The following is a 6,580-nucleotide window of genomic DNA, read 5'->3' as shown; positions in this document are numbered from 1 at the left end:
ACAAACTGTACATATTACTATGAACACTCATTGTTACATTGATTTAAATTTTTGACTGCCAACCCGAAGGTTAAGCAGTTTCGATTAACTCAACACCTGTGAGTGTCCACACAGATTTCTTGTTTTATCTTGTTAAAGAGCAACTCAATATTCGTAAGAGAACTTGAGTACCACACTGAGCGTCGAACGCTTCCAGTTGGCTAGGGCTGCGTATTCTACGCATTTCCCGTTTCGCGTCAAGGAGTTTTTGCAAACTTTCTTAACACTCATCAATCAGTAAACTTATCGATGAACTGTCACACCAGGCTGCTTAACGCTGTCTGCCGTGTCAGTGGATGCGCATTATAGGCAGTGAAACTTTTTGTGCAACCCCTATTTTAAGGAAATTTGCAGTTAATTCTAATTATCTAATCTAGTCACATCATACCCACCACTTACCCCCCAAAGTTATCCACACCCAGCTCATTTTAGACTCAGTTTCAACTTAAAATGAGGTTTGATGAGCCTCTATTACTACGAATAAAGCATGGAGATTCCGTTAATTCTCGAGGCCAGAGGTGGGCTCTTGATGCTACTTGTTCTGATAAATGGGCGAACGACAGATTAAAGAAACTCTTTGCCGACTTAATCAGAGATACAGGTCGTATTGCACAAAGCTGAGATTGGCCACTTGTTAGTTATGAGCTTATCTATTAAAGCTAAGTTGATTTGTCAAAAACGTCATGCACATTAAGAGTGGCATGTTCGCTTACCTATATTTAATGACAGAAAATTTAGTGGCATAGTGGCAATAATTTAGAAGCAAAAAAATACCCGCCAATGGCGGGTATTTTCTCATTCAGCTATGGCGTTAAACGCTGAGCTTATTCTTCAACAGGCGAGACCACGAACAGTAAGTCGCCTTGAGACACTTGCTGACCATTGCTGTTCAGGATGCGCTCTATACGATACTTCTTATCTTCAGGGTACAGAATCGCACTCTGACGGTTAAAGCCGGCTAAGGTCACTTGCGAGAACATCTTCATCGCTTCTGTTAGTGCTAGTGTTTGATCGACTGTGACTATGTCACCTTCTTTCACGAAGTCCGCTTCACCCGGTGCAGAAGAGGTATAGAAGATACCAGCGCCTTGGGCTAACACTTTCAGTTCGTTACTTTCGCCAACACGCAGTGACTCAGTGTCTACTTCCACAGTTTCAGCGGCAGCTTCCATTTCTGCGATCAACGCAGGAATATCGAGCTCAGCCATTAAGCGTGGCAGATAGTTAGTGTCGTAAACACCTTCGTTGAAGGTACCATCTTTCAAGATCAGCTTGAGTAACGGAATGTTAGTCGCAATGCCTTTCAGCACTACACTGTCTAAGTATTCGTACAGTTTGGCAATCACATCTTCACGGTTTTCACCGCGCATGATGATTTGCGCAATCAAGCTATCGTAGTATGGCGATACTTCTTTACCTGGCGCAGCAATCGAAATGATTTCCACATCTGGATGATCTGGGAACACACACTCAGTGATCTTGCCCGGATTTGGGATCAGTTGCAGTATGCCATGGCTATCGAGCGCCGCTTTCTCAGCCGTCACACGTACTTCCATCGCATAACCAATTTCTTTCGGTTCTAACGCTGCAATTGAACGGCCAGCAGCAATATCAAACTGCGCGCTAACGATATCAATACCTGAAGTCGCTTCCGTGACGGGATGCTCAACCTGCAGACGCGTGTTCATCTCCATGAAGTAGACTTCGTTCGCATCTAAGTTATAGATAAACTCTACGGTACCTGCGCCCATGTAATCGGTCGCGTCGCCTAAGGCACGGGTATAAGCCAGCACTTGTCGCTTCAGCTCATCCGGCAGCATAGTTGAGCCAGATTCTTCGACCACTTTTTGATTGTTACGTTGAACCGAACAGTCACGCAAACCTAATACTTTCGCGTTGCCGAACTTATCACGCAGCAACTGCACTTCGATGTGACGTAGTGATGTCACATACTTCTCTAAGTACAAGTCACCATTACCGAAGGCGGCGGCCGCTTCAGTTGCGGTTTTTTGGAATAAACCAATCATGTCTTCAGGACGTTTTACAACCTGAATACCTTTACCGCCACCACCTTGTACCGCTTTAAGCAGTACTGGATAGCCGATTTCGCTCGCCACGTTTACGGCTTGTTCAGCATTGGTCAGAATACCGTGCGAACCAGGAACAACAGGTACGTTTTGCGCTTGCGATGTCTTAATTGCGTTCGACTTGTTACCCATAGTCGTCATTGAATGCACGCTAGGACCGACGAAGTTAACACCGTTATTCACACACAATGCAGCAAACTGCGGGCTTTCTGAGAGGAAACCAATACCAGGATGCAATGCATCAACCTGTTCATATTCGGCCACTTTCAGCACTGAGTATGCGTTCAAGTAACTTTCATCCGATGTGTTACCACCAAGACAAACTAACTTGTCAGTTTCTTTAAGCATATCCGCGGGGACTGACGTCATATCAGGATCCGACGCCACTAATACCACATTGATATTATTGTCATGCGCCTTACGAATAAGTTTTACAGCTGTACAACCACGAGCGTGAACCAATACTTTGTTAATTGGCTTCATTAACTTACGTGGATCGTTCTGCACGATCACTTCTTCTTCAACAGTAGCTTCAACCACTAAGGTCGACAGTGCATTGATGATCACGTCGTTAATTTTTGCCGAAGGCATTGGCATCAGAGGATCGATACCCGCTAACTGAGAGTCTAAATTGTCGCTGAATGGGTTATGGACTAAGCCCGCCATTGCGCCAGGTACTTTTGACAAGTAGTTAGACAGCGTTGCCGTTGATGGTAAGTAAGCTGGCACCACCATTTGACCTGCGAATGGCATGTTAGTACCAGACAGATAGTAAGTTTGCACCAATGGGTGAGTCACAAAACTCGCCTGCGCACCACCTGTACAGTCACCAAAACCAAACATCAGTACTGGCAATTCGTTATCACGAATAAAGCGCGTGATACGGTCGTTCACGACAGCCATAGAGAATAGCGCCGCGGCGCCTTCTTTAGTCTGCATACCGCCTGAACTGATAAAGCACACAACGGGTAATTTACGCTTAGCACACTCGATTAATAGTGCAGAGAATTTCTCAGCACTGGCCATATCGAATGCACCCGCTTGGAATGCGGTGTTAGACACAGCCACACCCACACGCACTTTTTGACCTTTTTCTTTAAAGTCAGCAATACCTGTGATCAAACCACATGGGCGAATGCCTTTATCTAATGCGTCTTCAATCGATAAACGGAAGCCAGGGAAGTTGAGCAAGTTAGCCGACATCTTGTCGCCGTTGATCTCTTCGAAATGGGTAAAGAACTGCTTCACCACATTTTCCCAAGTCATGTTGCCTTTACGTTTTTCGTCACGCAGCACTTTTTGGATCAATAGATCCTGATAACCCATGGTCAAGCGGTTCCAGAAGTCCTTACGACGACCGATACGCACAGGGTTGATCGCGCCAGTGTACTTGCTGGTATCGCTTTCACTATCGAAATACTCAGGCAGTAAACGCTCGAAAAAGTAAGTCAGTACCACGAATAGACTGTCGTTAAGTTGTGGGAAACCCACACTCTTCCACTGCTCTACTCGCACCAACAAATCGGCGCGGTTCGATTGACCCATAAAATACTTGAGCCACTTATAGAACTTAGCTTTGTCGTTCGAGGTATCTTGCGTCGACAATGCATGGTCAATTGACTTGTGCAACAGGTTGTTCACTGAGTTACGTGACAAACTCTTCGACATCATGGCTTCTTTAGCGATTGACGCTAAGCTGCCCACAACGTTGTCATACAAGGCATTGAAGATCAGAATGTTATGGCATTGCCAAATAAAGTCTTCACGCAGTTCTTCATTTACCACCACATCAAGCACAGTCAGCTGATTCAGCTCAGGCCATTTAGCTTGAGTCACAGACTTTGGCAAACTTTCTAAGTGCTGAATCAGCCCTTTAAAGTTGTTAGCCGCATTGCTCTTCCAGCGATGATACAAAGACCAGCTGATGTTGAATAACAACGCCTTACGTGCTTTTTTATAGTTCTCTTTTGGCTCACCCAAAATCAAACGTGTCAGCATGTTACGCTCGGTAGAAACTTCGTCACGTTTAGCGACAAAGTTAGTCCACAATTTATTCAAATCTTCGTCATAAACTAGCTTGTCAGGGTTAGACAACCAAGCTTGGAACACACGGTCTTGTTCCTGTTGAATACGTGCCAACAGATCACCTTCTGGCACGCTAGCACGTGACAGACGACCATATTGCTCTTGAGAAATAGAATGGATACGGCTACGTAGCGTTAAATAACGCAAATAGCGATAGGCGCTACCGAACAAGTTATGGTGACTGGTCGGGCTAGTTGCCACAGCCAATTCTGCATTCAGTTCCAAAGCCATCAAGTTTTTAGATGGATTAAGGAAACGAGTTAAACTGCGATCATAATGCTCACGTAAATCTTTAGATTCACGCACAAAATTCATCGCTGCACGCTCAACCGCTTCTACGCTGCTAATAATAGCGCGGCGCAGATTGTGCTGACGCTCGTCGCGATCGCCCGGTGAAAAGTCGATGATACCGTCGATACAACCTGAGGTATAAAGCTCTTCTGGTGATACACCGACAGATTTCGCACATTCTTGCCAAGATAAGTTGTACTTACGGGCAATACTTTGCAGACCTTGTGGCTGGATCGTGTTGAAAATACCGTCACGCAACGACAACAGAATGTTCGCCGCCGCTAATGGAATTGCGCCACCAGAATAACCAGCACCAATTACGATACCGACTGTCGGTACGTCAACGTTGGCACTTTCTGCGATGGCTTTAGAAATTGAATGCGCTTGGTTTTGGCTGTTAGCGATTTCGCCAGCATCCGCCCCTGGGGTATCAATTAAATAGATAATAGGCATAGACAATTCGGCGAAATGACGAATTGCTTTACAAGCGGCGTAATGATGCTCAGGCATCCAAGCACCGTTAGCTGTAGTGCGTTCTTGGGCAATAAAGCCAATACGACGAGTGCGTGAACCAAAGTTCAGCTCGACCTCAGCACTGTAAAAAGAGCCCAAGTGAGTTTCCGTAATCAAACGACCTTTAAGATCGGCAATAATACGTTTTGCACCAGGACGACCTTTATCTTGGGTCGGCTGGATCACTTTAGCAACGTAACCGTCGACATCTAAAGATGCCAAGTCTTTTAAGTTTGCTTGAATAGCATCCTCATTTAAAAGACCTTTAATTTCTTCCGATAAACTCTGTTTACTGTGCTTAGGAAACAGAGAAAAATCTTTTGCCAAATGCTCGGCCTGTAAAAAAAGCGGATCGGGCGTTTGGGCTTGAGTCATGTGTTTGGGCTGATTATTGCTGGTCATCAAAAGATCCTCTGCTTAGCCTCTGAAAATTTTTAGCCAATAAATATAACTTTGTTATCCCGTCAAATGCCATTAAACTGCATAGGACGCTTTGTTCCAAATATGAGACAGTGGGAATAACATGCCAGATTTAAACGGTATGATGCTATTTGCAGCCGTAGTTAGAGCGAAGGGATTCTCCCAAGCTGCACGTGAAACCGGCCACCCAAAATCCACCATAAGTCGCAAAATCGCGCAGCTAGAAGAACAACTTGGCGTGCGATTACTACAGCGCGACACCCGTAATTTGAGTTTGACCCAAATCGGGGCACTCTTTTATCAACACTGTGATTCGATTCGCAATGAGGTAGAAGCGGCCAAGGCAGTTATCGAGAATACTCACGATGATGTGTCAGGATCATTACGTATTGCAATCCCAGTGTCATTTAGCCAAGAACTTATCGCTAACCTCTGTAGCGGATTTATGCGTTTATATCCCAATGTTGAATTGGATGTCCAGTTTACCGACAACGATATTGGTTTAGTCGGTGAAGGATATGACATAGCCATCAAATATGGTCCACTTCAATCGTCGGACTTAGTCGCAAGATTACTGTTTGAACGCCAGCCAATTTTGGTGGCAAGCCCTGCATACTTAAAACTCAAAGGCACACCCGCGACCCCAAAGGAACTCAGCCTGCACAGTGGGATTTTATTGGGGACTTCTCGCTCAGCACCAATTTGGCCATTGGGTAAAGGTTCGCGTAAAACCATGGCGAACTTTCAACGTAAAGTGAGGGTCAACAGCCCGATAATGGTGAAGCAATTAGCCATAGATGATTTTGGCATCGCCATGTTATCCAATTCAGCCTGTAAGACTGAACTTGCTAATGGACAGCTAGTACCGATTTTACAGGAGTGGCCGATTGAACCTTTTAAGGTTTATGGGGTTTATTCGAGCCGACGCCAACTGGCCACCAACATCAGTGTCTTCTTAGACTTCTTTGTAAAACGCTTCAGCAGCCAAGAAAGCCTGCAATCCCTAATGGGTTAATGTTTCCCGTCGCATCAAGGAAACCTGTTTCAAGAAAGCCCAATAAAAAAGCCTAGATCTGAGTCTAGGCTTTCAGTATCACGATTGATGTCAGCCAAGTAGGCAGTTTCATACGCAATTCTCGCAAGGT

General features: G+C 45.1%; 2 protein-coding genes. One reads left to right on the top strand and one right to left on the bottom strand.

What is annotated here, in order from left to right; translation table 11 throughout:
* Positions 1–863 precede the first annotated feature (863 nt).
* Entirely contained in the window at positions 864–5,417 is a 4,554-nt protein-coding gene (locus L5M10_RS18745) for a biotin carboxylase N-terminal domain-containing protein (RefSeq protein ID WP_105251502.1), read from the bottom strand.
* A gap of 121 nt (positions 5,418–5,538) precedes the next feature.
* Between L5M10_RS18745 and L5M10_RS18740 the strand changes: the two genes are divergently transcribed.
* Positions 5,539–6,450 (top strand): LysR family transcriptional regulator, encoded by a 912-nt coding sequence (locus L5M10_RS18740; protein ID WP_105251501.1) that lies wholly within the window; start codon positions 5,539–5,541, stop codon positions 6,448–6,450.
* The last annotated feature ends 130 nt before the right edge of the window (positions 6,451–6,580 follow it).

It is taken from the genome of Shewanella sp. SM32, assembly GCF_025654235.1.
Classification (GTDB): Bacteria; Pseudomonadota; Gammaproteobacteria; order Enterobacterales; family Shewanellaceae; genus Shewanella; species Shewanella oncorhynchi.
The sequence above is the reverse complement of the archived record's forward strand: the minus strand, read 5'-3'. Positions and strand labels throughout refer to the sequence as shown.